Genomic DNA, 24,043 nt, shown 5'->3' with positions numbered 1-24,043 from the left:
GCGCACAATCTTCATCGCTAAAATATTTCGTAACTCCATAGCAAAAACCCTGGGGCTTCGAAGAAGGCACCAGGGTTTTCAACCTTCCAGGGTAAACTCCTGCACTGGGTCAAACGGCGCGAGCCATATCAGTTACTACCCACGCCGTTGTAAGCCAAATGACTGCCAAGCCTGAAAACAGTGCGACATATTTTTCATTTGTCATCACATGTCTTCCACTCTGGCTTCCAGTTTATGGGGACGTGAATCCCGCTTAAATATCCAAATAGGATTAATACTTTCGATAGCAAAAAATGCGCGCACCCTTTCCTTCATTCGCATTTCGGCCGTGCCCTTTGAGGTGTAATCTACGCCCGGTTGCCGTTTGGCTCGACGTTAATGTGCATAAGGGATAAACAAATGGACGCATTAGACTTCAATGAAGCCGCACTGGCGAAATACATCACCACCAACCCAGGCCTGCAGGAAGAGATAAAAGACCTCAGCCCTGAGGAACAAAAGCAGCAAACTCAATGGGCGTTCGAAGACGAAGCCGAAGATCAAGGCATCGAACCTTGGGAGCTGGCATTGCAGTTGGTCGCAGAAAACCCTGAGCAGTTGAAAGCCATGCGTCTCGAAGCGCATACCCAAGTCGCCCAAACGCTGGGAATGGACTGGGCGGAATATTGTGAGTTGAACGATATTCAGGAATGAGTCATCAGGGCTGTCGTCTGCATTTAACGACATCGACTTCAACCCTGACTCACCAGTCAGTCATAGCGCTTTACCTGGGCGCTGCGGGTGGGTAACGTCAGCCGTCTTCAACACAAGGATTGGCATCATGAGTGAGTTGATTTCGTACAGCCTGGAAGACGGCATCGCCACCCTGACCCTGAGTAACGGCAAGGTCAATGCAATATCCCCGGAGGTGATCACCGCCTTTAACGCGGCACTGGATCAAGCCGAGCAAGACCGCGCCGTGGTCATCATTACCGGCCAACCTGGCATTCTCTCGGGGGGGTATGACCTAAAGGTCATGATGACCGGCCCGGTAAACGCAATCAATTTGGTCACGGCTGGTTCGAGTTTGGCACGACGACTGCTGGCGCACCCATTCCCGGTGATCATTGCTTGTCCCGGCCACGCTATAGCCAAAGGCGCGTTTCTGCTGTTGTCGGTGGACTACCGCATCGGGGTCGACGGCCCCTATAACATTGGTTTGAATGAAGTACAAATTGGCATGACCATGCACCATGCCGGCATTGAATTGGCGCGGGACCGTCTGAGTAAATCCGCGCTTCATCGCTCAGTAATCAATGGCGAAATGTTCGACCCGAAAAGTGCAGTGGATGCGGGCTTCCTCGATAAAGTGGTCAGCGCCGAAGATCTGCAACGTACCGCACGAGCCGCTGCATCGCAGTTAAAGAAAATCAACATGATCGCTCACAAGCAAACCAAATTAAAAGTGCGCAAAGCCTTGCTGGACGCTCTGGACGAGTCCATCAAACTGGACCAGCAACACTCGGTGGTCGGATAGCTCCCTGATTGAAAAAGCCTGGCGTGCGCCAGGCTTTCAACGCACTTGAACTCGCAAACCTTTACTGACTCTGATCAGGAGGGCCACCTGAAGCTAAGGGTCCATACACCGCCACTTATAAATAAGAAGTGATACCACCATGGGCCGAGTCGTTGCTGCTGCGGTTTACAGCGCCGGAAAAAAGGTTGCCAATATCTCCCTTGACGAGGGCGCCGAATGGGCCGCAAAGCCGGGGCATTTTGTTTGGATTGGCCTGGAACAACCTAACGTTGAGGAACTGAGTAAGTTGCAACGTCAGTTTCATTTACACGAACTGGCAATCGAAGACGCCCTCGAAAAACATAGCCGCCCCAAGTTGGAAACTTTTGGTGACGCGCTCTTTATCGTGACCTACTCGCCGATCCGCGAGAACGGCAAACTTGAATTTATCGAAACTCATATCTTTGCCGGTAAAGGTTATGTCATCACGTCGCGCAACGGTCACTCCAAATCCTATGGACTGGTTCGTCAGCGCTGTGAAGCAAGGCCATTGCTTTTGGAGCACGGCGAGGACTTCGTGTTGTATGCGCTGCTGGATTTTGTCACTGAGTGCTATCAGCCAGTGACCGAGGCGATCCATGCTGAACTGGACGTACTTGAAAATGGCGTAGTGGGTGGTGTGCTTAACGAAGCCGATATTCTCAGCATTCATAGCCTGCGGCGTGATGTCTTGCGATTAAGGCGCTACGTAGCGCCAATGGTGGAGATCGGTGAAGAACTTCAGAAACTGGCCTTTCCGTTTATCGACAAAAATATGCGCCCGTACTTTCGCGATGTTGAAATTCATGTCACGCGCCAGATGGAAGATCTGGCCAACCTGCGAGACATCGCTAGCCAAACCATTGAAATTGGTCTTTTGCTGGAATCCTCCCGACAAAGCATCGTGCAACGCAAGTTTGCAGCATGGGCAGCCATTTTGGCATTCCCGACGGCAATCGCCGGGATCTACGGAATGAATTTTCAGAACATGCCCGAGTTGAGCTGGCACTACGGCTACTTCGCGGTGCTCGGGTTCATCGTGGCAGGGTGCGTAGGGTTATACGCCAGCTTCAAACGGTCGGGGTGGTTATAACTCAGCGCAGTAGGACCTAAACAGACGCAACTCCTGTGGAGCAGTTCCGCCTGTGCAGTGTCTTATAATCCCCCAACTGATTCAGACAGAAATACCTGGATCGCCTGCATTAACACTTGCATTGGTCTGCCGGGTGCCAGGCATTCGTCGCAGCCTTCGACGATCCCTGCAACGTTATTTTTACGCCGGCGCACCTTCCATTATGACTAAAACGCTTCAGACGTCTTCGACCTCAACTTTATGCGCCACAAAGCGCATCATCCATTCAGCCACTGTTGTGCCCTGATGCTCAAATTCCAAGCTGGCAATTGCGTCGCTGTAAAGAACTTCGCCAAGCGCTTGCTGGCGGATGTCCAGTAAGGCACGGGAATAATCATGGATAAATTCAGGGTGGCCTTGAAAACACAGCACCTGATGATTGATGTGGTAGGCGGCAAACGGGCAAAACTCACTTGAGGCTATCACCGTAGCATTGTCCGGGAGTGCAGTTACCTGATCCTGATGACTGATCAACAATGTCAGGTCATCAATAATAGGGGTCATCCACGGTGTGGCAGGAGCCAGCGCGTAGCGATGAGTGCCAACGCCCCAGCCCTGGATTGCGCGTTCACTTTTACCGCCCAGCAGCAACGCTAATAATTGATGGCCAAAACAGATACCCAGTAACTTATCACCGCGCTCGAAGCGCCGCCTCAGATAGATTTTCAGCGTCTGAATCCAGGGCTCACTGCCAAATGAATCAGCCTTGCTACCCGTCACCAGGTACGCATCGAACTGTTCGTCATCGGCAGGATAAACACCCTGCATGACGTTGTAGGTGCTGAACGCTGCAGGAACTGGCTGCTGTGAAAACAACCGTTCGAACATTTGCCCATAACCCTGAAATTGATCGACCAGCTCCGGCCGCAGGACATCAGTTTCCAAAATGCAGATGCGTAACGACATAAAATACCCAAACGATTAAGGCAATAGCGCGCCGTAGAGCCTGCCTCGGATAACCACTTCAAGGCAAGCCCCGATGCTATTTGTGTAATGGCCCCTAAAAAGGGTGTTCAGTGAGTCGACGACCTAAGCGCGCTTAAAATCATTAATTGTTTACCCGGACGAACGGTAGTCAACTATCTAGTAGGCTGAAAAAATGATAAACGTGTCTAGCAAGGGCCGAAAAGAAAGATGGCAATCCGCCTCATTACTTTTTTGGATAAAACTAAACTAATTCAAACCAAATGAATCTAAGTCAAGTGGACCGTGGGCTCTAAGGTTACCTTTATAACAGGTGAACGCAAAAAAAAGATAACACGCGTTTGAGTGGCCGGACTTTCCGGGACACCTGTTCTGCACCCCCTCTGCCAGCTATCCGATTAATAAAGTGCTCAATAATCGGTGAGCTTTTGTCGCTCAGGAATAACAACAAAAGGCATCAGCTATGTTTAAGTATTCAAAAATTCGTCAAGCAGGGATTATCGTCGTCGTCACTACCTTAGTTTTGATCTTGCCGAACATGACCCGTCTGTTCGGCTAATGCGCCGCTGTGCCAAGACGATGCTTTAGTCCGGCTCAGAGGTCTTCATATCTTTTTTGGGTTATTCATTGTAAAGCCAATTGACTACAGGAGCGCCGATACGGCGCCCCGCTTCGTCAACTTTGCTGTTGCGTCTGGGTAGCGCGGATCGGCGAAACTGATACTTTGGCGTGCATTTGCTCGCAACCCCCGCCGCGGCGCATGCCCCGTACCGGGCAGGCATCCAGATAGTCCAAACCCACAGCCAACTTCAAGTGACGCTCAGGTCGCGACAGCTGATTGGTAACGTCAAAACTGTACCAGGCGTCATCAATCCAGGCTTCTGCCCAGGCATGACTGGCGAGGTGTTCGCTGTCTTCGCTATACAAGTAGCCCGACACATACCGCGCTGGGATGCCCAGGCTGCGAACACCGGCGAGAAATGCATGGGTATGGTCCTGACACACACCTGCTTTGCCGGCGAATGCCTCCGCGGCACTGGTATCGACTTCAGTCGAACCGGGCGTGTATGTCATGTAGTGGTTCAAGCCATGCATCAAATCGATCAGCGCTGTGCGGTCTTTACGCTGTTGGCATTGCATGGCGGCAAAGACACGTATGGCTTCATCGGGTTCGGTCAGGCGGGTAAAACGCAAGAACGGCAGCGCCGATTGACTTTCGTGTTCGGATTCAGTTTTCTCGTCGATTTCAACCTGACCACGGGCGCCGATAATAATTGCCTCGTGTGGCTCATCAAGCGTCAGCACATGGAGGATGTTGCCGAAAGGATCTACCTGCGCGCGCACCGGGCGTGGCAGTGTCAGTTGCCAGCTGAGTACATGCTGGCGTTCGCTGTCGTGTGGCGTTAGCCGCAGGTATTGGATACTGGCACGGACCTGGTCTTCATAGTGATACGTAGTTTCGTGGCTAATTGAGAGCCTCATGCAGCCTCCAGGTACGAAGTGTGGATAGCGTTACCCAATTGGGCTACCAGCGGAATAAATTCGTTCAACCATTTATGCAAACCCTCACCGAGAATCTCATCAATGCCGGTGTAACGCAGACGCGCCTCCAACTGAGCTGCCAAGCGTTGGGCCGGACGACCGTTGGTCCCAGACAAGCTGGCCAGCGTCTCGTCAATCTCCTCCATGCAAGCGCGTAGCGAACGAGGGATATCCGCACGCAACAGCAATAGTTCGGCCACTTGGCGCGCACCCGGCGCATCCCGATACAGTTCGGTATAGGCTTCAAACGACGACAGCGCCCGCAACAACGCGCTCCATTGGTAGTAACCATGGGCCGTGGTGTCTGCCACTTCTTCAGTATCGTGCCCGCGTAATTCAAGCATCTCGTAGCGGGCGTCCAACAGGCGCAAGGTATTGTCGGCGCGCTCGATGAACGTCCCTAGCCGAATAAAGCGGAATGCGTCATGGCGCATGATGGTGCCATACGTCGCACCCCGAAACAGATGGGAGCGCTCCTTGACCCATTCGCAAAACCGGCTAATGCCGTAACGGCTCAAGCCCTGATCAGCGATACCGCGAATCTCCAGCCAAGTAGCATTAATGTTTTCCCACATGTCCGCCGTGATTCGGCCACGTACCGCATGGGCACTGGCCCGCGCCGCGCCCAAGCAGCTATAGATGCTGGCCGGGTTGGTTGCATCAAGGGCAAAGAAGTGCAACAAACGTTCAGCGTGCAACTCACCGTGGCGCTCCACGTAATCGTCAAGCGTTCCGGTAATTAGCAGCGGCATGGCAATTTCATGCAAACCATCGTCTTGCCCGTCCTGCGGCATTAGCGACAGCGAATAACTGACGTCGAGCATCCGGGCAAGATTTTCCGCTCGCTCCAGGTATCGCGACATCCAATATAAATCCGAGGCAGTTCTACTTAGCATTGGCAGGCTTCCTTAATCCTCAACCACCCAAGTGTCCTTGGTTCCACCGCCCTGAGACGAGTTTACGACGAGTGAGCCTTCACGCAGCGCCACTCGAGTAAGGCCACCAGGAACGACCCGGGTTTCACGGCCGGAAAGAACAAACGGGCGTAAGTCGATGTGGCGCGGGGCGATGCCGTTTTCGACAAATGTCGGGCAAGTCGACAAGCATAAAGTGGGCTGTGCGATATACGCGTGCGGCTTGGCCTTGAGCCGCGCCCGAAACGACTCGATCTCTGCCGCCGTAGCCGCCGGACCAACCAACATCCCGTAACCGCCTGACCCCTGGGTTTCCTTGACCACAAGTTCTGGCAGATGAGCCAGAACGTGAGACAACTCTTCGGGTTTGCGGCATTGCCAAGTGGGAACGTTTTGCAGGAGAGGTTCTTCGTCTAAGTAGAAACGAATCATGTCCGTGACATAGGGGTAAATTGACTTATCGTCCGCAACCCCTGTGCCGATAGCGTTAGCTAGCACCACGTTACCCGAGCGATAGGCCGACAAAAGGCCTGGCACGCCAAGCATCGAATCTGGGTTAAACGCCAACGGGTCGAGAAAGGCATCGTCCAGGCGACGGTAAATTACATCGACCGCTTTAGGGCCATCGGTGGTGCGCATGAACACGCGATCATCGCGCACGAACAGGTCAGCACCCTCCACCAACTCAACCCCCATCTCCCGCGCCAAAAAGGCGTGTTCGAAAAAGGCGCTGTTAAAGCGGCCAGGCGTCAAAACCACCACGCTCGGATTATCAATAGGGCTGGAGCTTTTCAGGGTGTCGAGCAGCATGTTCGGGTAGTGATCGATGGGCGCGATACGTTGCGCTGCAAACAACTCTGGAAACAGGCGCATCATCATCTTGCGATCTTCGAGCATGTAGCTCACACCGCTTGGCGTACGCAAATTGTCTTCGAGCACGTAATAGGTGCCATCGCCATCACGCACCAGATCGACGCCTGACACGTGCGAGTAAATATCACGGTGCAGATTCAGGCCTTGCATCGCTAATTGGTATTGCTCGTTGGCCAGCACCTGTTCTGCGGGAATAATCCCGGCCTTGATAATTCGCTGATCGTGGTAGAGATCGGCGAGAAACATATTCAACGCCTTGACCCGCTGAATACAGCCGCGCTCGACGAAGCGCCATTCGCTGGCTGGGATGCTGCGTGGAATGGTATCGAAAGGAATCAGCCGCTCAGTGCCTTGATCATCGCCATACAGAGTGAATGTGATACCCGCACGATGAAACAGAAGATCGGCCTCACGCCTGCGCTGCGCTAATAACTCGGGCGGGGTTTCACCTAACCAGCGGGCGAACTCCCGATAATGCGGGCGCACTAGGCCGCCAGCGTCATACATTTCATCATAAAAAGTGCGAGTCATGCCGTACTCCTTGTCACCACGGACACCAAAGGTCTTCGCAAAGCCCGTGCCATCGACATAAACGCTGACTTATCAAGCAGTTGGTTAAACCCTTCATGCAGTCCGCACCATTCCAGCGCACTAACCGCCCCAAAAAAACTAGTACGCTTCATTCGGACGCGTCTCATCGCCAATGGCTATCACCCGCATAGTCAGAGTTGATTTCACAGTAAGGGTCTGTTTGCAGATAATCGCCCGCATTCAAGCGAACATCAGGTGTGGTGTGTCCGCCCAGGCTTGATTTTTTACTAGCTATTAACCGAACTTCCCTTTGGGCCACTCAATGAGTGGCTTTTTTTTCCACAACTTTTAATTCCGTTGCAGAAAACGGCGTCGGATGAGCGGCTTGGATTGAAAAAACCGACTGACGAGGCGTCAGTCGGAAGAGGGGGATACTAAACACGTAGTTAGTGGAGACCTTTAATCACTTGAGTGACTCCCCAGCCCTCGACCTCACCATCCAGAGGCGTGATCATCGTCTGAAAGTCCTGTTCAAAATCACCGATGCCGCCATAGGTGGCGTACATCAATTTACTCAACTGAAGATGCCAAACCCCGTCATCACGCGCGCTGACCTGCGCGTTGAGCGATTCTCCGCGAAACTGCCCTGCAGCCTGCCGTGCCCGTTCCTCATCCGGAAAGACGGCGTAAAACTCGATGGGATGGATACTGGCGAAATCGAAACCGCCCTCTTTCATGCGGCGCAGTACATTACTGCTGATGTCCTCTTGATAGGCTGTGCTCATGAAACGTCCTCCTATGCAACGATAGATAGAGTTTCAACTTTCCCGGCACGACCGCTGATCAGTGGCCGCTCAGCGACAGGTACTCTGCCACCGGGGGATCAAGCATGTAGCTGACAAGGCCAAGTAGCGAAAAACCTGGCGTCGACATTTAGAGGCCGGAGCAACGCTGCACCGGCCTCATTTGCAGAGTAATCCTATCGACGGCCTGTGCCAATGGCAAAACAGGCGTTAGCGAATGAGCGCTCAGTAAGCCTCAGTAACAGTGAGTATCTGCACACTGTGCATGGCTTTTAAAGACTTTACAGTAGGCTCCGGCGCTCGACCGTCAAGGTCATTCAAGTCAAGCTTATCGGCAACAGGAAACAAAACCTCACGCAGGTAATCAGCTGCGTCTTCATTACTCGGGCGTTGCTCGCGCTCAAGCTCAAGGCTCTGCTGTACACCGTCCTTATCGACATACGTAATGGTCCACTGTTTCATCAATGTCTCCTTGGCCAAGCCGAAAGCGGCTCACTCAATCTGGACCTTGAGGATTCTCCATTCGTTCCACCGTGACGCAGGCAAAAAAAGAGGCCAATCAAGGCCTCTTCTCATTATTGACCTGTCAGCGCATTTTTCCCGCGCTCACACCTGCCGTGTTGTCCATCAAACTTTTCGTCGCCGTTTGTATGAACGCTTCCAGCTTTTCCTTGAGCTGCGCCTGATCAGGTTGAGCAGTCATCACTTCAGCGTGGGGTTTGGCGCCCAACTGGTACTGATATAGCAGCGGTGGCATGCCTTTGGGCTCGACCAGAATGCGATCACCAGTGACATAGCCCACGGTTAATTCGCCGCCAGAAGGCTTGATCACACCGAAACCCTTGTCGCCTTCCGGAAGGTTCAACAGGTCGCGCCCCCAGCACTGGTTACGCGATTCCCCGCCCAACCGGCCCATGATGGTTGGCACGATGTCGATCTGAGTGCCCACCGTACTGCTGCGCTTGCCGAACTTCTCCTGTATACCCGGGCCGATCAGCAACAGCGGCACGTTAAAACGACCCAGATCCAACTCAGTGATCTGTTTGTCGTTGCCGAAGCCGTGGTCGCCCACGATTACGAACAAGGTGTCCTTGAAGTAGGACTCTTTCTTGGCTTTCTCAAAAAACTGCCCCAGTGCCCAGTCGGCATAACGCATGGCAGTCAGGTGTTCGTCCAGCGTACCGTGGCCGGTCACGCGCTCGACAGGCAAGTTTGCAGGTAGCGCATAAGGCGTGTGGTTCGACAAGGTTTGCAACAGCGCATAAAACGGCTTTTTGCCTTCTCGGGCCTTCAGCTCTTGAGCGCCACGGTCGAACATGTCCTGGTCCGACACGCCCCATGTTGGGTCGGAGAACACTGGATTAACAAAATCATTACGACCAATAAACGTGGTCATTCCCTGATTACTGAAGAAGCCCGACTGGTTATCCCAAGCAAAGTCGCCGTTGTAGACATAAACGTCGTCGTAACCACGGGCACTGAGCAACTGCGGCAAGCCGGACAGTTTGTTACTGCCTTCCGGGGTCTGCATCAGGTATTCAAAACCTGGCAAGTTAGGAAAGCAGGCCATGGTCGCGAACATACCCTGGTGGGTATGAGTGCCGTTGGAGAAGAAGCGATCGAACAACAATCCTTCTTGCGACAACTTGTCGAAGTTTGGCGTGATATTGGCATCGCTGCCCAAAGCGCCCACCGAGTGACCGGCGAAGCTTTCCATCAGGATCACCACCACGTTGCGAATCGGCAGCGTGTTTTCAATGGGCGGAACCGTGTCTCTGCGCACAGCGGCCTGATCTGCGTCGACCAACGTGTCATGGGCAGTCAGCAACATGTCGCGGGTGACCTTCTGCGCTTGGGCATCAGGCATCGTCGACTTCCAGATGTTGGCGTGCTGGTCCGAACTCAAGGCTTTAGCGGCTTCAATCAGCGACAAGGTGCCATTGAGGCCCAACTGGTTGGCGAAGTTCGAATTTGTGGTGTAGGCATCACCCCATCGCAGCGGCGGGCCTTGGCGCAAGGTGCCACGGGAAGCAATTACCGCGACCGCTAGGCACAATACAAACACGCCGATGCGCGTATACCAGGGAGCTACCGAACGGTTGTTTCCGGAGCTGACGCTCATCGTGCGTTGCGGTCGCGTCAGACGGTCGATACCTTTGAATACAAGGCTCAGCAGCCAGGTCACGGCAGCCCAGACCAGCAGATACCGTGCTACCGGGAAACCGTACCACAGCATGCTCAGCACGGTTTTGGGGTCTTCCTTGACGTACTGGAACACCAAACCATTGAGGCGCTGGTGAAACTCACGGTAGAAGTCCAGTTCCATCAAGCCCAGGAACAGCGTGATACTGGCGCCCAAGGTCAACCAAAAACGGAACAGTCCACGCCATTTCATCACCCTGGCGCTGAGCAATGCCAACAGTAACGGGATCAACAAATAAACCGTCAAGCGCAAATCGAAACGCAGGCCATTGCCCATGGCCTCCATGAACGTCGAAGCCGGCGTCGTGCCTATCATTTGACGGTTATAGACCAGCAGCGCAATGCGCAGCAGACTGTACATCACCATCAACACGATCCCGCTCAGCAGGGTATAAGCCAAGTGAGATTTGACAGTAGGTTGTAGCGGGCGTGATGAGGTGGGCTGATGACTCCGGGAGTCCGTTTTGGCCATGGTGTTCTTAGATCCGTTGGATTCGAGGAGTAAATTGAAAGCGTGCGCCCGAGCCTTTTGGGCGAATAGGCGGCACGATACTCTTCGAAATATTGTGAAATTTCTACAGAGCGCCATGGCTGAAATGTAAGCAATCCTTTCAGCCTGACGTTCTAGCCCGTTTAGTCGTTACTTGGCTTATTTACAGCCTGCAGAACATATTGCGGCAAGGCAAATGCACCAATATGAATCTCGGGATTGTAATAACGCGTAACAATACCGCTGCCAGCAAACCGTTGACGCAGGGTCTCCAGCGTTAGCTTACGGTAGGCGGTATTAGTCGCGCCCCAAGCAAAGGTCATGGCGCCGCCGATATAGGTCGGAATGGCTGCTTGGTAGAAATGCCAGTCCGGAAACAGGCTACGCAAGCGACCCGCAGTGGTCTGCACTTCAGTCAACTGCATAAAAGGCGTGCCGTTTTGGGTGACCAAAATGCCGCCTTCTTCCAGACAGCGGCGGCAAGCTTGATAAAAATTTTCAGAGAACAACACTTCCCCCGGACCGACCGGGTCAGTGGAGTCGGAGATGATGATGTCGAACTTATCCTGGGTGGTTGAGACGAAATGCATACCGTCGTCGATGATTAGATTCAATCGCGGATCTTCGAAAGAACCCTTGGAGTGATTGGGCAAAAACTCTTTGCACATCTCGACCACGGTACCATCGATTTCGACCATGGTGATGTGTTCGACGCTGCGATGCTTGGCCACTTCACGCAGCATTCCGCCGTCGCCGCCGCCGATGATCAGCACGCGCTTGGCCGAGCCGTGGGCCAGGATCGGGACATGGGTGAGCATCTCGTGATAGATAAACTCATCGGCTTCGGTGGTCTGAATCACACCGTCGAGCGCCATAACCCGGCCCATGCGCGGGTTTTCGAAAATAACCAGGTGTTGATGCTCAGTGCGAACTTCGTGCAGCAGTTTTTCAATACGAAAGCGCTGGCCATAGCCTTCGTACAATGTTTCTTGGTAATCGCTCATGGGTAAGTCCCCGGTAAATGCTGGTGGCAACGGACAGCGGCGGCTTCATAAGAAGCACCGCCCCTAAGAAAGGAGGCGAGCATTCTACGTTGCGGACGATGTTAGGTCGAACCTCCTTTGGTCTGCGGGCGATACTGATCGCAGACAAAAAAAATGCGCCTTACAGCATCAGCCATTAGGCGCCTGAGGTCCCGCATCGAACCGGACGAGGGCAGATCAGATTCTTACGTTGCCCCTGGGTCCGGCAATCGCCCATATAATCAGGCCCAATACCGGCAGCAACAAAATCAGCAACACCCATAGGATTTTCATCCCGACTTCGGCGCCACTCTTCAATACATTGATGACCGCCCAGATATCCAGAACCAGGATGATCAACCCAATCAGACCATTAAAAGTGGAACCCATGGTTATTGCTCCTAAGTAAGTGCTTACCTGCTTAGGATGTTTGAGCGGTCAGAGGGTTCCGTTCGCTAAGCTCTTATTTTGGGCACAACCCTTGTGTGCCGACCTATCAAACGTAGAGCTCAATCCGTAGCGCTTCCAACGACGGCGCCGCGGCGATCCCGACCGCTGCGCACAATTCCAACACGCGATCCAGATCGTTGCCGTAAACCAGCACTGCCTGCAGCTCATCGTCCAACGGTTGGCTCAGGTTCATCAGTACGTAACCACCCTTATCTTTATTCATGCTGCTTAACTGAATCTGAATTCGGTTTAGCGCGATCAAGGGCTCGACCTTGGCGAGTTGCTTGGGTTTGATGTTAAACGTTACCTCGTCGCCAAACGAAGCGACTATCTGCGCAAAAAGGTCCATGTAACTGTCAGCCTGGAACAGTACAGTGTCCGGCAGACTTCCTATCACCATCCACTCACCCAGCGGGAACGGGAAGCTGTCGTCATAGTTGACGTCAGGATTGGCAGCTAGAAACGCTTGCGGATCCGCGTAGGCTCTTTCGGACTCGTCAGCCACTTGGGCGATTTCATTAGCTTCCATGCAACCCGAACTGACTTTGCTGATTAATTCTATGAGTTGGTTTTTCATGGAAGTCCTGACAGGTGGCCAACAGTAGCCAAAAAATTAGGCGCGCAGGATAGCCGGAAATGGCGCACGGCTCTATGGATAGCGACTAATGGCCATGCATTTACTCAACTGCTAGCGACTAAGCCCGCTCAGTAATTCAGCCGTGTCCACCGCGCCCATGGTTTGTGCGGCTGCCAGCGGTGTGACGCCCTTGGCATCCTGAGCGTGGGGATTGGCGCCTTGAGACAACAGGTAATCGACGATTTCGGTGCGGTTGAACATGGCAGCCATCATCAAGGCGGTGCGCCCATCTGCAGACGCGCCTTCGACATTCGCACCGCCTTCAACCAGCACTTTAACTACCGGCAAGTCACCCTTGAAGGCCGCACCAGCAATAGGACTTTGCCCGTTGTCGTTTCGAATTTCCGGGTCAGCCTTAAAGGCCAATAACACCTGGACAGCCTCTAGATGTCCGTGATAACTGGCAAGCATCAACAAGGTGTCACCTTTATGGTTGCGCAAATTAGGTGTCAGATCCTTCTCCAATAACAAGCCCAACATCCTCGCATCGCCCTTTCGAGCCAGGTCGAAAACCTGCTCGGCAAATTCTAAGGCTTCATCATCGGTCATTTGCTGAGCAGTAGGTTTGAAATCGTCAGTCACGGTGCTACTCCTTGAATACACGCTATAAAAAGCCTGTGGTAGAGATCGGATACCTGCAGTCTCCTGAGCTGCTGGCTAAGGGTCAACGTATACAGGCGATAGAGAGTCTCAATAGGATCAACGCTCTACTTAATAAACGTCACATAATGTTGAGTCATCCTTTCTCTGAATGTTGCATCGCCTCAATTTGATTTTGCCCAGCAGGCTTCAGCAACACGATAAAACCCGGCGTATTATCCGCAAAATGCAGGATGCCCGATGGCCACTCATGCAATTTGCACGAAACTCACAATCATAGATTTTTTTAAGTGTTTGATTTATATAGCTATGTTAGATATCAGAATGCTGGCACAGACACTGCAACGGCTTTCCCAAGCTTGTTACCCATTGAGCAACGGAGCCAAGACATGACTTTTATCCAAGAAAAATTTGCATCCGTATTTTCTGAATTCGAGGTGACTACTCAATTACGCCCTGACGGGGGCGTCTTACTCACCCTACGCAACACTGAAGGTAAACAAATTCGCCGCTCGGTGACCTATGCCCAACTGCACACCCCCGTTCAATTGGATTGGGTGATCAGTGCGATTCGTCGTGACTTGGCCGCGCAAGCCAGCGAACTTCCCGCGATTTCGATGCTGCAAAGCCAACACCGTTTCGATCTGCCGACTTACCACACCCGTTAAGTCAAATAGTTTGGTACCCGCGAACTGATTATAAAAGGCCCTAAGACCCAGCTCTTAGGGCTTTGGACATCTACTTCCCACTCGGGCGCACAGACCATCGCATTGAACGGCCTCAGGCAATAGTTAATACCTTCCTGCCGCGGTTATCACCTACCTGTCAGGGTAGTTTTATTCCACAGAAATTCGTCATACCGTTTCTCTCGTCAGGCCTATCGCCTGATCATTATGGAGAACGACATCATGAATAATTCCACCCTCAATCGAGTTAAACCATCGCAGCAAAATTCGTTCGGTTTCTACCCACTGACCAAGTGGTAACAACCGAAAGTAAGTTAGAACTTGCCGGAGCTTGTTGCTGCGGCAAGTTTTCTTAATGCGATGGAGTTAACCATGAAGCTAACCGAACAGTTTGAACAATTCTTTAATTCTACCGACATCACGTTGCTCACCGATTCCATTGAATTGATTACCCATGCACAACGACATCGTATTAATGCCCGATTGATAAGCGAATTGGAGAAAATGCCCATAAACAGTGTGTGTATTACGCTTAGCAGAGCAGGCACCGAATCATTGTTAAAATGCGCGGCGGCCGGGAATTCAGGACGGGCCATTTACACTCAAGCTCACGCTTTCGATCCCACGCTTAAAAGCGTGATTTATACCCTCGAACAAATGTGCGTCACCGATTACCAGCTGGCCATGCGTCAGCAAGAACAACTGCTATTGTTACTCGATAAAAACGAACCGCTGATCCTTACCGGGCCGAACACGCTCGGCTATCTAGTCATTGCCAAAGACGTCGCACCTTACGCGATGATTGAAGAGGATGTTCAGGCCGCACACGACAGCTTCATCTTCCCGCTGGCGGAACTCCTCGAAGTTCATTACACCCATATGGACCCTGACGCGCCCCGACCTTTTAACCTGAACGGTACGTTCCGAGTCGCCGGTATTTTGTTGGCGCGGGGTTACCACGACTCATCGATTCCAGCCCAGCTGATTACCTCCCTGACTGCACTTTCAAATCTTGTTGCACTTCACCACGCCACTGCAATCATAGAGGACAATTTAGTTCAATCATTCACAGTAGCTGGTCGCGATTACTGCACGCTATTAAACGAGGCCACGGGTCCACGCGGCCTGCATCTGACTGAATGTGCGTTCGGGGTCAACGCCAGTATTGCTGCTACCATCGACTACCGGATTAACTCGCAACTCAATGAAGGCATAGAGGGAATGCATGTTGCTGTGGGTGATGGGCGTCGTGGTTACCACATCGACCTGTTGATGCCAGGGGTTGCTGCTGCGCCAGCCCCCGAAACCAATCATTTGAGAATGCCTTGATACAGCGCCTCCCCCACCGCTTGCGCCCGATTTGAAACGCCCAATTTGGAATAAATACTTTTGAAGTGGTACTTCACTGTAGCTTCGGAAATCTCTCGGATGACCCCGATTTCCCACGCTGTTTTGCCTGCCCGCGCCCACTTGAGCACTTCAAGCTCTTTTTCGGTTAGCGCTTTGGTATGAAATTTCCGGCCTCTTCCGGCCATGTGCAGAATAGGCACGAGACTGCTTAGTAAATACCGGTCGTTGTCGGTGAGGGGACGGCTCATGGCATTGAGTGAACAAACTGTAATGACGCCCTGACTGGCATGAGCTTCATTGGAATAGGCATATGAAGCGCCTGGCATCAGCATATAGTCTTCAATTAGTTCTTTGAATGCATGCGTCGGAGGGTGCATGCCAAAGGCCAAGTCCCACTCTAAAAACCCTGGTGACTCTCGCAAACCGCGAACAACCGGATCATCAACTGACAATCGTGCATGACGGTAGAGGTCGCGCCAGATACTGTCTACGTTCGACGTGATACACGTTAGCAATACCGGCCCCTTGAATTGATAAAACAGGGCGCGCTCACAGCAACATTGGCACCGCAACCATTCAAGGGCATTTTCGATTGCCTTGTCACCGTTAAGCTCTGTGATGCTGATAATCATCTGTTGAATGAGCTGATTTAAATCGTTATTCAATGAATCAAGACTTTCCATTCTTATTCTCCCTTACCCCGACATTTGTCGCTCTAGTGCCCTCCAAGACCTAACTTAGCGGCTGACCAAGAGTTGCACAGTAAAAGACTTTAAAAAATCCACGAAATAACAAACAGGTGTTACTTACCTGACAAAGAGAAACTTCCTACGAGATAAAAACGCACAACCTACAATTACCGCCCACCCGGAGGGAGGGCGATAGGCTTCAGAATCCGCTTAGATCAATCACAGCAAAGCTGCCAACATTTGCATGCCCGATCAACTCACCACTGCCACGCACAAGGCCACAGGTGGCCATGCCCGCCTGCTGCGCAGCGTCCAGCTCTTCGACGATATCGGAAAGAAACAGAATCTCCTCGGCTGGGTTGCCAATCGCTGCGGTGATGTTTCGGTACGATTCAGGCTCGCGCTTGGGGCCTGATGTCGTATCGAAGTAGCCACTGAACAATCGAGATAAGTCACCCGCCTCTGAACACCCAAAAATTAGCTGCTGAGCCTGAATTGAGCCTGAAGAATAGACATACAACGCATAACCTTCCTGATGCCAGCGCTTTAATGCTTCAACAGCATCTGGATAAACATGGCCCTTAAGTTGTCCCGCCCGATAGCCCCGCTCCCAAACCATACCTTGCAGAGCTTTGAGCGGTGTTGCTTTGCGGTCGTCAGCGATCCACTCCAGGAGGATTTCGATCACCTGTTCAACGTCTGCGCCGGGCTTGGCGCTTTGATCACGCACCGCCTGCAATTGCAACGCCACGGCCGGCTGAGTAGCTTCTTGACGGACAAATTCAGGAAGGTGCTTGGCGGCATAAGGAAACAACACATCAAACACGAAACTGACCGCGCTGGTGGTGCCCTCAATGTCCGTCAGGACAACTTTAATCGGCATTCGAACTCCGGCTCTATCAATCTTCAAGACGAGGAAATTGGCTGGCAATCTGATCGCCCGTGAACTTCGCGACCCAACCTTCTGGGTTATTAAATAAGCGAATCGCAACAAAATGCGGGTGTTCGCCCATGTCGAACCAATGCCGCGTGCCCGCGGGCACCGTGATCAGGTCATTTTTTTCGCACAGCACTGCGTACACATAATCCTCTATGTGCAGTGTGAATAATCCGCGACCGGCAACGAAGAAACGCACTTCGTCTTCGCCGTGCTGATGTTCATCGAGAAATTTGGCACGCAATTCAACTTTTTGTGGATGGTCGCGATCAAGACTGATTACATCCACGGTGACGTAACCGCGCTCAGTCATGAGCCTATCGATTTGCACTTGATAGGCCGCTATCACCTCTTCCTGAGAGGCACCTGGGGTAATAGGAGCCGACGCTTGCCAGCGATCAAAACCGACCCCGTGCTCGGCCAAGGTTGAGGCAATATCTTCTACATGGGTCAACACCTTGTTCGGAAAACAAGGACTAGAAACGTGATAAACGGACAGGCTGCTCACAGCGGCAACTCCTTGACATTGAGTACTGAGCGGATTTTTAGCTCGCACTCGAACAAAAATTCAAACGCTTCGATCTGGCGCAACGCATCACTCATCTGCGCCCCCCAGGTGTAAAGGCCATGGCCGCGAATCAGATAGCCTGGACAATTGATGTGAGCGTCCAGCCAAGGCTGCACCTTCTCCGCTAGCCGGGCAATGTCTTGATCATTGTCGAAAATAGGCACGACAACCTGGGATTCATGGCTCGCCACTCCGGCAAACGCTTTTTGCAGTTCGTAGTTTTCAAACATCAAATGATCACCCGGCGTCAGGCGCGACAGCACGGTCGCATTGACCGAATGGGTGTGCAACACCGCGCCTATCTGTGGGCGACAGCGGTAGAGCTGGGTGTGAAGCAGTGTCTCGGCCGAAGGTTTTTTCCCCGGTTCAAGACTGTTGCCGGACAAGTCAGTGACCAATATGTCGTCAGGCATTAGCTGCCCTTTATGCTTTCCCGATGCCGTCAACAATGCGGTGGTCGCCGATAAGCGCGTCGAGTAATTACTGCTGGTGGCCGGAGACCAACCACGGCTGTATAGGAAGCGCCCGGCTTCGATAATCTGTTGGGCGAGTTGTTCGCGAGTCATGCCCTGTCCTCTTTCATTCGTGTCGCAATCATGACGGCAGCGGCCAACGCTGCAAGGCTGGCAATACTGAAGGTCCAGTTTGGCCCCAACACGGTCCAGCTATAACCGGAATACAAAGCCCCCAATGCACCGCCTGTCCCAGACAACGCGGCATACAGGGCCTGACCTTGCCCTTGTTGTTGAGGGCCAAAACTGCGCTGCACAAAATGGATAGCCGCCGCGTGAAAGCTGCCGAAGGTCGCAGCGTGAAGCGCCTGGGCAACAATCAATATTGGCAAGTATTCGGCGAAACTGCCCAACAATATCCAGCGCAACGCAGCCAGGAGAAAACTGGCAAGCAACACCTGCCGGACCGAAAACCGCCGCAAAATTCGGCTCATCGACAAAAACATCAAAACCTCAGCGACTACACCCAAGGCCCATAGCAACCCAATGACGCCGCGACTGTAGCCCAAGTGTTCGAGGTGCAGCGTCAAAAAAGTGTAGTAAGGGCCATGGCTTAGCTGCATCAGCGCTACGCAGCCAAAAAAAGCCAGCACGCCGGGCCGACCGAGCTGCTTCAAAAACCCTCCAGCTTCTGGCCGCTGCGCCGAGAACAGCGGTTGCGCATTTGGTACCCACGCGCTGCTAACGACAATTCCAGCCATGATTAACAGCAGTGCTTGCGGGTAGGCATCCAGACTCGACCACTCAAACAAGCGGCCTAAAGCGACGACGGTGAGAATGAACCCTATAGAACCCCACAATCGAACCTGGCTGTAGCGCGACGTTTGCCCATGCAGATGCGCCAATGTAATGACTTCGAACTGCGGTAACACGGCGTGCCAGAAGAAAGCTTGCAGCGCCATGACCATCGCCAGCCAAGCATAACTTTTGTCGAACAGAATCAAGGAAAAGGACAGCAAAGTGCAGATTGCCCCAAGCCGCACGATGGCCAGACGGCGTCCGGTGTAATCCCCCAGCCAACCCCAAATATTGGGGGCGATGCAGCGCATCAGCATGGGGATTGCCACCAGTTCACCGATGCGCGCGCTGGAAAAACCAAGATGGTCGAAGTACAACGCCAGAAAAGGGGCGGTCGATCCAAGCAGCGCAAAGTAGAACAGATAGAAACTGGACAACCGCCAATAAGGGATCGGACCGGGAGTCAGCGCTGCCGAGCCCTTTAGAAGCGCTACCACAACTAAAGCGCCGTGGCACCTGCGCCGTCATCAGGCATTACAGTTGACCCAAAATGGGCGTCGAGACCCGCACATCAGCGTTCTGACCTCGATTACGCAACAGGTGATCCATCAAAACGAGGGCCATCATTGCTTCGGCAATGGGCGTGGCACGAATGCCAACGCACGGATCATGGCGACCTTTGGTAATGACGTCCGCCGCATTGCCATTCACGTCGATGGAGTGCCCTGGCGTGGTGATACTGGACGTCGGCTTGAGTGCAAGATGAGCAACGATAGGCTGCCCAGACGAAATACCGCCTAAAATACCGCCGGAATTGTTCGACAGGAAACCATCGGGTGTCAGTTCATCACGGTGTTCGGTGCCGCGCTGGGCAACGCTGGCGAAACCGGCGCCAATTTCAACGCCCTTGACCGCATTTATGCTCATTAGCGCATGAGCCAGTTCAGCATCCAGACGGTCAAAAATCGGCTCGCCGAGGCCCGGCTTGATGCCCTCGGCCACGACAGTGATTTTCGCTCCGACTGAATCCTGATCTCGGCGCAATTGATCCATGTAAGTCTCAAGTTCTCGCACTTTCTCCGGGTCAGGGCAGAAAAATGCGTTTTGCTCCACCGATTCCCAGGTTTTGAAAGGGATTTCGATTGGCCCCAACTGGCTCATGTAACCGCGAATTTGAATACCTTGGGTGGCCAGATACTTCTTGGCAATGGCGCCGGCAGCCACACGCATGGCGGTTTCGCGGGCAGAACTACGTCCGCCTCCACGATAATCACGTACCCCATATTTGTGGTGGTAGGTGTAGTCGGCGTGGGCGGGGCGGAACACGTCCTGAATCGCCGAATAGTCTTTGGACTTCTGATCGGTGTTGCGAATCAACAGGCCAATTGGGGTGCCCGTGGTCTTGCCTTCGAACACCCCCGACAGAATCTCGACCTCATCGGCTTCCTGGCGCTGGGTGGTGTGGCGACTGGTGCCAGGCTTGCGGCGGTCAAGGTCACGTTGAAGGTCGTGCGACGACAGTTCTAGCCCCGGCGGGCAGCCGTCAACAATTGCAACCAATGCTGGACCATGGCTTTCGCCGGCAGTGGTGACAGTGAACAGCTTGCCGTAGGTGTTGCCGGACATGCAGGACGCTCCGCAGAAAAACATCAAAATAACAAGTGCGCCAGTATACGCAGGCTGCCTGCGTAGTTCATCCTTCTGGCACCGAACCTTATACATAAGGACGCGTCCAATCGGCACTCTTACTGAACGTGGCCCTCTAGATGTTACGAGTCATCGCTGTTACCCGTCTTATCACCTTGATTATTCCATTGCTCAGTGGATTTGTTCAGGCCGCTCCCGCTCCGACCGTTGCACCGACCGTTATATTGCAACGCCCCATCAGTCTCGATACCGGGACCGGCGAACTGTTTGGCACCTTGGTACTGCCCAAGTCGGACGCGCCGGTACCGGTAGTGTTGATGATTTCCGGCTCCGGACCCACTGATCGCGACGGCAATAATACCGATGGCGGGCGCAACGACAGCATGGAGCGGCTGGCAAAGATTCTCGCCAGGCACAACATTGCCAGCGTGCGCTACGACAAACGAGGTGTAGCGGCGAGCAAGGCAGCAACGCCCGATGAGCGTAATTTAAGTATCGAAGCCTATGTGGCCGACGCCGTAGCCTGGAGCCAAAAACTCAAAGCTGACTCGCGCCTGGGGCCGTTGATCTTGATGGGGCACAGCGAAGGGGCACTGGTCGCTTCCCTTGCCGCGCAAAAAGCTGGCGCCGCCGCCGTGATTTCTATCGCCGGTACCGGACGCCCGGTGGATGAGGTGGTGCGAGAACAGTTGCATTACCGGTTGCCACCCGCATTACTGCTACGCAGCAACCAACTCATTGAATCGTTAAAAGCAGGGCGCACCGACGATAACGTGCCGCCAGCATTGGAGGTGGTGTTCCGCCCCAGCGTGCAGCCGTATTTGATTTCATTGTTTCATCAGGACCCGGCCAAAGCGTTCGGCAAGCTGCAAGTGCCAGCGCTGATCATTCAAGGTAGCCATGACATTCAAGTCGGTGTGGGTGATGCTGAACGGCTGCATACAGCTAAACCAGATGCCGAGTTGGCAGTTATTGACGGCATGAATCACGTGATGCGTATTGTGCCCAATGACCTTAAGCAACAACTGGCCTCCTACAAAGACCCACAGCTACCTCTCGCCAGCGAGCTTTCAGCGCGTATTCTGCATTTTATTGGCTCGCTCCCCGCCGGCTAACGACTTGATAGTGTCTGCATCAGCCCAACCATCAAATGGGTAGCACCCTACAGTCTTGGACCAAGCAGCCGATAGCAGGTGGCTGACACGGAGATTGCTGCCTGGTGCCTGAAACGCAGGATTGCTGATATGACCGATACTCAAGACTCAACCGACACCGACACCGACACGCCAGCCACTGAGCCCGAACCGGCCCTTTTACCCTGGGCGGAGGTCCAGCCAGACCTGTTTCAAATGCTGCGTCTGGCGCCCCTCCCTACTCACCGCATTACTGGCATACGTCCTCTGCGCTTTGTGCAGTTTGGACGGGTGGAACGCCACAGCAAGGAAATCAGCTTACTTCGCCTGAATATTCAATTGCCCGGGCAACGGGTACGCAAAGAACAAAATCACTTGGACGTGTGGGTCGATCACCTCACTCACCGCATCCGGTACGTCCCCGAGTCAGGATTGCAGATCGAACCCTGGAACCGCGGAATCGGTCGATACATGGCGGCATACGCCACGTCTTGGGCTCGAAAAAGATGGTCGCATTACACCGTCAATGGCATTGCGCTTGCCAGCAAAGATGCCCTTAACGACGATACACGCCTGCGCCGAGACAGCTTTCTTAAAGCGTTAGGCTTTGAAGTCGCATACGCTGATGCTCAGCACCTGAAAGGCACCATTAAAGAGGTGCTGATGGGGCAATTGCACAGCACCTGGAACAACGACAAACTCCAGATATTAGAGATTATCGATGCCGCCAACATGCTCGAACAGGCAGAAATAAATCTGCAAGAGCAAGACCTGAAAATGCGTCAGCAGGAAGCGACTTTGACCCGGTTCAAACGTGAAGACACCGGTTTGCGGTTCACGATTGCCTGCCTGGTAACCTTTGCAGTGTTCCAGGCGGCGTTGCTGATCTGGATTGCAACACACCGCTGACCCGGGATGTAATTGTACGGACTCGCCCAAGCCCAGGCGACCCTGCGCCAAGGTGGCCTGTTCAGAAACCAACGACAGCGAGGATCTCTACCCAATTACAGGTAGAGTTTTCCACTGTGGTATCAACGCTGCGTCATCACACTCGAGAAGCGAACAACGCTTGGTGCTCACGGCATTGCTCGGCCGTGAGCATGAATACCCCATGTCCACCTCGCTCGAAATCCAGCCACGCAAAATCAACTTCCGGGTACAGCGACTCGACGTGAATCTGGCTATTGCCCACTTCAATGATTAACAAGCCTTTTTCGGTCAAGTGTTCTGCCGCCTGGCTCAGCACGCGTCGCACCAGATTCAGACCGTCATCGCCACACGCCAGTGCCAACTCCGGCTCATGTTGATACTCGTCAGGCATGTCAGCGAAGTCTTCAGCGTCGACATAGGGTGGGTTGGAAACAATGAGATCAAAGCGCTGCCCCGGCAGGCCATCGAACCCGTCGCCCTGCACGGTGTAGACACGATCATCGACGCCATGACGCTCAATATTCTGGTTGGCCACTTCCAATGCTTCGTAGGACAAGTCAGCCAGCACCACCTCTGCGTCAGGAAACTCGAACGCACAGGCAATACCGATACACCCCGAGCCCGTACACAAGTCGAGAATTCTCGTCGGCGCATTTGCCAACCACGGTTCGAAACGTTTTTCAATTTGCTCGCCAATCGGCGAACGCGGAATCAGCACCCGATCGTCGACAATGAACGATAACCCGCAAAAAAGTGCTTCGCCCAACAGATAGGCGGTCGGAATTCGGTCTGTAATGCGGCGCTTGAGCAAGCGTTGCAAATTGACCAGTTCATCGTCTTCAAGCCGACAATCCAGGTAGCTGTCCGCAATTTCCCACGGCAGATGCAACGCACCCAATACCAATTGACGGGCTTCGTCCCAGGCATTATCGGTGCCATGACCGAAAAATAGATTTTCTCCATGAAAACGGCTGACAGCCCAACGGATGTGGTCGCGCAGGGTGCGCAGGCGGGACGTAATCACAGACAAGACTCCTTAAAAAACGACGGGGGATTCTAACAGCCATGAGCACAACAAACGATGCCTGCAACCGGCGTTGGCAAGCGAAAACACGCGTTCGTTTGGCGTAGGTCTTTTACGATTCATCTTAATTTTCTTGGCAATTTGCCATCTTCCATCAACCATAAAATGCCTCGCA

25 protein-coding genes are annotated in these 24,043 nt (G+C 53.2%); 7 read left to right on the top strand and 18 right to left on the bottom strand.

Annotated elements, in window-relative coordinates:
* Positions 1 to 399 precede the first annotated feature (399 nt).
* From QN378_RS04345 to QN378_RS04335, 3 genes are all read left to right on the top strand, one after another.
* The gene (locus tag QN378_RS04345; protein ID WP_322202546.1) at positions 400 to 693 is read left to right on the top strand and encodes a DUF6388 family protein; all 294 of its coding nucleotides are present in this window, start codon (positions 400 to 402) and stop codon (positions 691 to 693) included.
* A 127-nt stretch (positions 694 to 820) separates the two neighbouring features.
* Positions 821 to 1,516: a crotonase/enoyl-CoA hydratase family protein gene (locus QN378_RS04340; protein ID WP_323547034.1), complete on the top strand. Its 696-nt coding sequence runs from the start codon at positions 821 to 823 to the stop codon at positions 1,514 to 1,516.
* A gap of 139 nt (positions 1,517 to 1,655) precedes the next feature.
* On the top strand, positions 1,656 to 2,627 hold the full coding sequence (locus QN378_RS04335) for a magnesium and cobalt transport protein CorA (protein ID WP_322202543.1): 972 nt from the start codon (positions 1,656 to 1,658) through the stop codon (positions 2,625 to 2,627).
* A 216-nt stretch (positions 2,628 to 2,843) separates the two neighbouring features.
* Here QN378_RS04335 and QN378_RS04330 read toward each other — a convergent pair whose 3' ends face one another.
* From QN378_RS04330 to QN378_RS04280, 11 genes are all read right to left on the bottom strand, one after another.
* Complete coding sequence (locus tag QN378_RS04330) at positions 2,844 to 3,572, bottom strand: amidotransferase (RefSeq protein ID WP_322202541.1); 729 nt, start codon at positions 3,570 to 3,572, stop codon at positions 2,844 to 2,846.
* Between the two features lie 693 nt (positions 3,573 to 4,265).
* Positions 4,266 to 5,072, bottom strand: a complete 807-nt coding sequence (locus QN378_RS04325; RefSeq protein WP_322202539.1) for a transglutaminase family protein — start codon at positions 5,070 to 5,072, stop codon at positions 4,266 to 4,268.
* Entirely contained in the window at positions 5,069 to 6,028 is a 960-nt protein-coding gene (locus QN378_RS04320; RefSeq protein WP_323547035.1) for an alpha-E domain-containing protein, read from the bottom strand. Before QN378_RS04320 ends, QN378_RS04325 begins: the two co-directional genes overlap by 4 nt.
* Before the next feature lie 12 nt (positions 6,029 to 6,040).
* Positions 6,041 to 7,450, bottom strand: a complete 1,410-nt coding sequence (locus QN378_RS04315; RefSeq protein WP_322202535.1) for a circularly permuted type 2 ATP-grasp protein — start codon at positions 7,448 to 7,450, stop codon at positions 6,041 to 6,043.
* 446 nt (positions 7,451 to 7,896) lie between these two features.
* The gene (locus tag QN378_RS04310) at positions 7,897 to 8,235 is read right to left on the bottom strand and encodes a ribonuclease E inhibitor RraB (protein ID WP_322202533.1); all 339 of its coding nucleotides are present in this window, start codon (positions 8,233 to 8,235) and stop codon (positions 7,897 to 7,899) included.
* A gap of 243 nt (positions 8,236 to 8,478) precedes the next feature.
* Positions 8,479 to 8,715, bottom strand: coding sequence for a hypothetical protein (locus QN378_RS04305; RefSeq protein WP_322202531.1), 237 nt, complete (start codon positions 8,713 to 8,715; stop codon positions 8,479 to 8,481).
* A 124-nt stretch (positions 8,716 to 8,839) separates the two neighbouring features.
* A complete protein-coding gene (locus tag QN378_RS04300) occupies positions 8,840 to 10,927 on the bottom strand; it encodes an LTA synthase family protein (RefSeq protein WP_323547036.1) in 2,088 nt (695 codons plus the stop codon).
* A 161-nt stretch (positions 10,928 to 11,088) separates the two neighbouring features.
* On the bottom strand, positions 11,089 to 11,949 hold the full coding sequence (gene speE / locus QN378_RS04295; protein ID WP_322202527.1) for a polyamine aminopropyltransferase: 861 nt from the start codon (positions 11,947 to 11,949) through the stop codon (positions 11,089 to 11,091).
* Positions 11,950 to 12,165: 216 nt separating this feature from the next.
* The gene (locus QN378_RS04290; RefSeq protein ID WP_322202525.1) at positions 12,166 to 12,357 is read right to left on the bottom strand and encodes a PLDc N-terminal domain-containing protein; all 192 of its coding nucleotides are present in this window, start codon (positions 12,355 to 12,357) and stop codon (positions 12,166 to 12,168) included.
* Positions 12,358 to 12,463: 106 nt separating this feature from the next.
* Positions 12,464 to 12,994 (bottom strand): hypothetical protein, encoded by a 531-nt coding sequence (locus QN378_RS04285; protein ID WP_322202523.1) that lies wholly within the window; start codon positions 12,992 to 12,994, stop codon positions 12,464 to 12,466.
* A 111-nt stretch (positions 12,995 to 13,105) separates the two neighbouring features.
* Entirely contained in the window at positions 13,106 to 13,603 is a 498-nt protein-coding gene (locus QN378_RS04280) for an ankyrin repeat domain-containing protein (RefSeq protein WP_323547065.1), read from the bottom strand.
* Between the two features lie 440 nt (positions 13,604 to 14,043).
* On the opposite strand from QN378_RS04280, the gene QN378_RS04275 reads away from it, so the two are divergent.
* On the top strand, positions 14,044 to 14,322 hold the full coding sequence (locus tag QN378_RS04275; RefSeq protein ID WP_322202521.1) for a DUF3509 domain-containing protein: 279 nt from the start codon (positions 14,044 to 14,046) through the stop codon (positions 14,320 to 14,322).
* A gap of 339 nt (positions 14,323 to 14,661) precedes the next feature.
* Positions 14,662 to 15,669 carry a hypothetical protein gene (locus QN378_RS04270; protein ID WP_322202519.1) on the top strand — a complete coding sequence of 336 codons (1,008 nt, stop codon included), beginning with the start codon at positions 14,662 to 14,664 and terminating at the stop codon, positions 15,667 to 15,669.
* Here QN378_RS04270 and QN378_RS04265 read toward each other — a convergent pair.
* From QN378_RS04265 to aroC, 6 genes are all read right to left on the bottom strand, one after another.
* A complete protein-coding gene (locus tag QN378_RS04265) occupies positions 15,651 to 16,373 on the bottom strand; it encodes a helix-turn-helix transcriptional regulator (protein WP_322202517.1) in 723 nt (240 codons plus the stop codon). The genes QN378_RS04270 and QN378_RS04265 overlap by 19 nt on opposite strands.
* 205 nt (positions 16,374 to 16,578) lie before the next feature.
* On the bottom strand, positions 16,579 to 17,262 hold the full coding sequence (gene mtnC / locus QN378_RS04260; protein WP_322202515.1) for an acireductone synthase: 684 nt from the start codon (positions 17,260 to 17,262) through the stop codon (positions 16,579 to 16,581).
* Positions 17,263 to 17,278: 16 nt separating this feature from the next.
* On the bottom strand, positions 17,279 to 17,824 hold the full coding sequence (locus tag QN378_RS04255; RefSeq protein ID WP_322202512.1) for an acireductone dioxygenase: 546 nt from the start codon (positions 17,822 to 17,824) through the stop codon (positions 17,279 to 17,281).
* On the bottom strand, positions 17,821 to 18,450 hold the full coding sequence (locus QN378_RS04250; protein ID WP_322202511.1) for a methylthioribulose 1-phosphate dehydratase: 630 nt from the start codon (positions 18,448 to 18,450) through the stop codon (positions 17,821 to 17,823). The genes QN378_RS04255 and QN378_RS04250 overlap by 4 nt, the downstream gene beginning before the upstream one ends.
* Positions 18,447 to 19,586 carry an MFS transporter gene (locus QN378_RS04245; RefSeq protein WP_407074035.1) on the bottom strand — a complete coding sequence of 380 codons (1,140 nt, stop codon included), beginning with the start codon at positions 19,584 to 19,586 and terminating at the stop codon, positions 18,447 to 18,449. The genes QN378_RS04250 and QN378_RS04245 overlap by 4 nt, the downstream gene beginning before the upstream one ends.
* Positions 19,587 to 19,668: 82 nt before the next feature.
* Positions 19,669 to 20,760, bottom strand: a complete 1,092-nt coding sequence (gene aroC, locus QN378_RS04240) for a chorismate synthase (protein ID WP_323547037.1) — start codon at positions 20,758 to 20,760, stop codon at positions 19,669 to 19,671.
* Positions 20,761 to 20,900: 140 nt separating this feature from the next.
* Between aroC and QN378_RS04235 the strand changes: the two genes are divergently transcribed.
* Positions 20,901 to 21,896, top strand: coding sequence for an alpha/beta hydrolase (locus QN378_RS04235; RefSeq protein ID WP_322202507.1), 996 nt, complete (start codon positions 20,901 to 20,903; stop codon positions 21,894 to 21,896).
* A 129-nt stretch (positions 21,897 to 22,025) separates the two neighbouring features.
* Positions 22,026 to 22,823, top strand: coding sequence for a hypothetical protein (locus QN378_RS04230; protein WP_322202505.1), 798 nt, complete (start codon positions 22,026 to 22,028; stop codon positions 22,821 to 22,823).
* Positions 22,824 to 22,959: 136 nt separating this feature from the next.
* On the opposite strand, the gene prmB is transcribed toward QN378_RS04230, so the two are convergent.
* On the bottom strand, positions 22,960 to 23,868 hold the full coding sequence (gene prmB, locus QN378_RS04225) for a 50S ribosomal protein L3 N(5)-glutamine methyltransferase (RefSeq protein ID WP_322202504.1): 909 nt from the start codon (positions 23,866 to 23,868) through the stop codon (positions 22,960 to 22,962).
* Between the last annotated feature and the right edge of the window lie 175 nt (positions 23,869 to 24,043).

Origin of the sequence: Pseudomonas sp. 10S5, assembly GCF_035019745.1 — a bacterium.
GTDB lineage: Bacteria > Pseudomonadota > Gammaproteobacteria > Pseudomonadales > Pseudomonadaceae > Aquipseudomonas.
Note: the sequence above shows the minus strand (reverse complement) of the source record. Positions and strands in the feature narration are given on the sequence as shown.

Coding starts and splice junctions, on each gene's coding strand:
- QN378_RS04250 (WP_322202511.1), bottom strand. CDS start 18,450: ATGACTCGCGAACAACTCGCCCAACAGATTATCGAAGCCGGGCGCTTC.
- QN378_RS04275 (WP_322202521.1), top strand. CDS start 14,044: ATGACTTTTATCCAAGAAAAATTTGCATCCGTATTTTCTGAATTCGAG.
- QN378_RS04305 (WP_322202531.1), bottom strand. CDS start 8,715: ATGAAACAGTGGACCATTACGTATGTCGATAAGGACGGTGTACAGCAG.
- aroC (WP_323547037.1), bottom strand. CDS start 20,760: ATGTCCGGCAACACCTACGGCAAGCTGTTCACTGTCACCACTGCCGGC.
- mtnC (WP_322202515.1), bottom strand. CDS start 17,262: ATGCCGATTAAAGTTGTCCTGACGGACATTGAGGGCACCACCAGCGCG.
- QN378_RS04265 (WP_322202517.1), bottom strand. CDS start 16,373: ATGGAAAGTCTTGATTCATTGAATAACGATTTAAATCAGCTCATTCAA.
- QN378_RS04335 (WP_322202543.1), top strand. CDS start 1,656: ATGGGCCGAGTCGTTGCTGCTGCGGTTTACAGCGCCGGAAAAAAGGTT.
- QN378_RS04285 (WP_322202523.1), bottom strand. CDS start 12,994: ATGAAAAACCAACTCATAGAATTAATCAGCAAAGTCAGTTCGGGTTGC.
- QN378_RS04325 (WP_322202539.1), bottom strand. CDS start 5,072: ATGAGGCTCTCAATTAGCCACGAAACTACGTATCACTATGAAGACCAG.
- QN378_RS04320 (WP_323547035.1), bottom strand. CDS start 6,028: ATGCTAAGTAGAACTGCCTCGGATTTATATTGGATGTCGCGATACCTG.
- QN378_RS04310 (WP_322202533.1), bottom strand. CDS start 8,235: ATGAGCACAGCCTATCAAGAGGACATCAGCAGTAATGTACTGCGCCGC.
- QN378_RS04330 (WP_322202541.1), bottom strand. CDS start 3,572: ATGTCGTTACGCATCTGCATTTTGGAAACTGATGTCCTGCGGCCGGAG.
- speE (WP_322202527.1), bottom strand. CDS start 11,949: ATGAGCGATTACCAAGAAACATTGTACGAAGGCTATGGCCAGCGCTTT.
- QN378_RS04235 (WP_322202507.1), top strand. CDS start 20,901: ATGTTACGAGTCATCGCTGTTACCCGTCTTATCACCTTGATTATTCCA.
- QN378_RS04340 (WP_323547034.1), top strand. CDS start 821: ATGAGTGAGTTGATTTCGTACAGCCTGGAAGACGGCATCGCCACCCTG.
- QN378_RS04230 (WP_322202505.1), top strand. CDS start 22,026: ATGACCGATACTCAAGACTCAACCGACACCGACACCGACACGCCAGCC.
- QN378_RS04345 (WP_322202546.1), top strand. CDS start 400: ATGGACGCATTAGACTTCAATGAAGCCGCACTGGCGAAATACATCACC.
- QN378_RS04300 (WP_323547036.1), bottom strand. CDS start 10,927: ATGGCCAAAACGGACTCCCGGAGTCATCAGCCCACCTCATCACGCCCG.
- QN378_RS04315 (WP_322202535.1), bottom strand. CDS start 7,450: ATGACTCGCACTTTTTATGATGAAATGTATGACGCTGGCGGCCTAGTG.
- QN378_RS04290 (WP_322202525.1), bottom strand. CDS start 12,357: ATGGGTTCCACTTTTAATGGTCTGATTGGGTTGATCATCCTGGTTCTG.
- QN378_RS04280 (WP_323547065.1), bottom strand. CDS start 13,603: ATGACCGATGATGAAGCCTTAGAATTTGCCGAGCAGGTTTTCGACCTG.